This is a genomic window from Candidatus Zixiibacteriota bacterium (assembly GCA_014728145.1).
GTDB lineage: Bacteria > Zixibacteria > MSB-5A5 > JAABVY01 > JAABVY01 > WJMC01.
Window position 1 is genome coordinate 1 of record WJMC01000152.1, and the last position, 3,532, is coordinate 3,532.

Consider the following 3,532-nt stretch of genomic DNA (forward strand, 5'->3'; position numbering starts at 1 on the left):
GTGGTTACAATGTGCTGGCTGGCGATATTCTTCGCGTTTGGATTCTACCGTCCCAAGCCGGTCAAAGCGCTATTCAATGAAATTACGAGAGTTATCTCTGCTGTTTCAGTCGGGATAATGATCTTCGCGTTTTTGCTCTACAGCACCGATTTTCCGCTCGAGGAAACCCGCCTGGTTGTGTTTGTTTACTGGATCATCCTGTTGTTTCTGATGATTTCCGGACGCTTTATCCACTTCAAGTACCTGCAGCCGGAGGGCCTGCTCACAAGCGAAGAGTACAGCGCTAACCTGGCCAGCCAGAAGCGGTTGCTTTTAGTGGCTTTGGATCTCTTCTTTATCATCGCTTCATACTGGGGGGCTTTTCAACTACGTTTCGGGGGGCAGGTCCAGCCGGCTGAATATGATATATTCTTTAACACCGTATTCATGGTGGTGATAGTCCGTTTCGCATTGTTTGCATATTTCAAAGTTTATTCGGGTCTTTACCGCTATGCCTCGATCGACGACCTGATCGAGATTATCAAGGCGGTTGCAATTGGATCCGTCCTGTTGATTATTCCGATTTTCTTCATCCCGATCCGGAGCTTCCCGCGCTCGGTGCTTCTTATTGATTCACTGCTTTTGATTATACTGAGTGGTGGCCTGCGACTGGCGATCAGGCTGGGCCGCGAATTGATGCCCAATTTCTTGCGTACAGGTAAACGAGTACTGATTATTGGCGCGGGTGATGCCGGAGAGATGATCGTGCGCGAGATGAAACGATCGCGCGTGCTCAATTACAGCCCGATCGGGTTTATCGATGATGATGTCCGCAAGAAGGGAATCACTATTCATGGCGTGCCGGTTTTGGGGGATCAGACCGAAATCGGTGAAGTTGTCAAAAAACAGATGATCGAGGAGATTATTATCGCCATCCCCTCGGCCACTAATCGCCAGATGAGGCGGATTATTGAAAACTGCCGGAAATTAACGATAAGCTTCAAAACCGTACCACCATTAAAAGATATAATCGGTGATCAGGTTTACCTGCACCAGGTACGCGAAATCCGAGTGACCGATCTATTGGGACGTGAGCCGATAGATCTCAATATCGATTTGATCGCGGAGTTCATTCAGGGAAAGCGCGTTCTCGTAACCGGGGCGGCCGGATCGATTGGGTCTGAGATCTGCCGGCAGATTCTCAACTTCAAGCCGGAGAAACTGGTCATTATCGATCGTGCTGAAAACAGTCTCTATGATCTTCAGCAGGAATTAAAAGATGACACCGGCGCTCAGAAAGAGTTCATTGTAGCGGATGTAAATAATTTATCCAAAATGGAAAGGATCTTCGAGGAATATCAACCCCAGATCCTCTACCACGCCGCCGCTTTCAAGCAAGTTCCACTGATGGAGGTCTTTCCGGAAGAGGCCGTAAACAACAATATCTTCGGTACCAGGACCGTGCTTGAACTGGCGATACGCTACAAGCTTTCGCATTTTATTCTGATTTCGACTGATAAAGCGGTATCGCCGACTTCGGTGATGGGGGCGTCGAAAAAAGCCTGCGAGCTTCTGGCTGGTAGTGTTGCGGGTAATCCCTTCACGCGCGTGATCGTGGTGCGCTTTGGAAACGTTCTCGATACGGTCGGCTCGGTCGTGCCCCTGTTTCGCAAACAGATAGAGATGGGCGGTCCGGTGACAGTTACCGATCCCCGCATCACTCGTTATTTTATGACCGTCAGTGAAGCCACCCTGCTGGTATTGGAAGCTTCCGCGGTTGGCAAGAGCGGCCAGTTGATGGTGCTCAAGATGGGTGAACCGGTTAAGATCGTCGATCTGGCCAAGGATATGATTACGCTGGCAGGCTTCGTTCCAAATGAGGATATCGATATTTCCTTTATCGGTCTGCGCCCGGGAGAAAAACTTGAGGAAGAGCTGATTATTGCCGAGGACAACCTGGTTTCCTCGGATCATCCCAAGATGCTGATTGCCGAACCGTCTCATTGCGATCCCGACCGGCTCCGCGATCATCTCGATCAGCTCAGTTTGCTCTGCCAAAAGCTTGACCGTTCCGGGATAATCACGAAACTGCAGGAGATAATACCGAATTACACGCCCACCCTGGCACTGTACATAAAAAACGAAGAGGTGAAAAGATAATATGCTGGATCTCAAATTCATAACGGAAAACATCGACCTGGTAAAGCAATCGACTGAGAATAAAAATGAAAAAGCGGATATAGACCAGATAGTCTCGCTGGATCACCGCCGTAAAGAAATTCTGGGCGAAGTCGAACGTAAAAAAGCAGAGCGTAACAAGACCTCGCAGGAAATCGGCCGGCTGAAGAAAGCGGGAGAAGATGCCGGCGAAATTATCGCAGCCATGAAAAAGCTCTCCGATGAAATCTCTGCATTTGACAGTGAACTTCGCCAGGTCGAAGCTGACCTCAAAGCGCTATTGCTGACAGTACCGAATGTCCCGCTCGAGGGTGTTCCCGTGGGCCAGAGTGAAGATGATAATCTCGATTACAGGAGCTGGGGTGATCTGCCGAAGTTTGATTTCAAACCTGCTCCCCATTGGGAGTTGGGTGAGAAACTGGGGCTTTTTGACCTGCCCTCGGCCGCAAAACTGTCCGGATCGGGATTTATCCTGTTTACAGGTGTAGGGGCGCGCCTGGAAAGGGCATTGATCAATTACATGCTCGATGTTCACACGCAAAAACATGGCTACAAAGAAGTCGCACCGCCCTTTATCGTAACCCGCGAGACAATGACGGGTACCGGACAGCTTCCCAAACTGGCCGAAGATATGTACGCGCTGGAAGATGATGAGGGATATCTGATACCAACTGCCGAAGTGCCGGTTACAAATATCCACGCGGGGGAAATTTTGTCTGCCGATGATCTCCCGAAATATTTCGTGGCTTACACTCCCTGCTTCCGTCGCGAGGCGGGAGCGCACGGTAAAGACACACGGGGATTGATCCGGGTTCACCAGTTCGATAAGGTTGAGCTTGTAAAAGTTGTCAGGCCCGAAAATTCAGCTTCTGAGCTGGAAAAGCTTCTGGCCGATGCCGAGTTCATTTTGCAGTCACTCAAACTGCCCTACCGGATTCGTATTCTTTGTACCGGTGATCTCTCATTCGCGGCCGCGAAATGCTATGATATAGAAGTCTATTCAGCCGGAGTTGACAAATACTTGGAGGTCTCGTCCTGTTCGACCTACGCTGACTTTCAGGCCCGGCGCATGAACCTGCGTTTCCGGCCGGAGGAAAAAGCCAAACCGCAGTTTTGTCATACGTTAAACGGCTCCGGGCTGGCATTGCCACGCACGGTGATCGCGATAATCGAAAACTACCAGACCGAGAAGGGCACGATTCTTGTCCCGGAGGTCCTGCAAGCATACCTGGGCGGAATGAAAGAGATAGACTGATGCAACCCTTTACTCGCGCGCCGTTAAAGCCGGCTTCAGCTCGATCAAATCTGGCGTTTCGGATTTTTTTGATCATCGGCTTCATAGTTATTGTATTTGTGTTTATCTATTATAATCAGA

General features: G+C 49.9%; 2 protein-coding genes. Both read left to right on the top strand.

Going from position 1 to position 3,532, the window contains the following annotated elements:
• Window positions 1–2,139, top strand: a 2,139-nt coding sequence (locus GF404_09135) for an SDR family NAD(P)-dependent oxidoreductase (protein MBD3382347.1), incomplete at its 5' end; no start/stop codon positions are given.
• 1 nt (window position 2,140) lies between these two features.
• Entirely contained in the window at window positions 2,141–3,412 is a 1,272-nt protein-coding gene (gene serS, locus GF404_09140; GenBank protein ID MBD3382348.1) for a serine--tRNA ligase, read from the top strand.
• The last annotated feature ends 120 nt before the right edge of the window (window positions 3,413–3,532 follow it).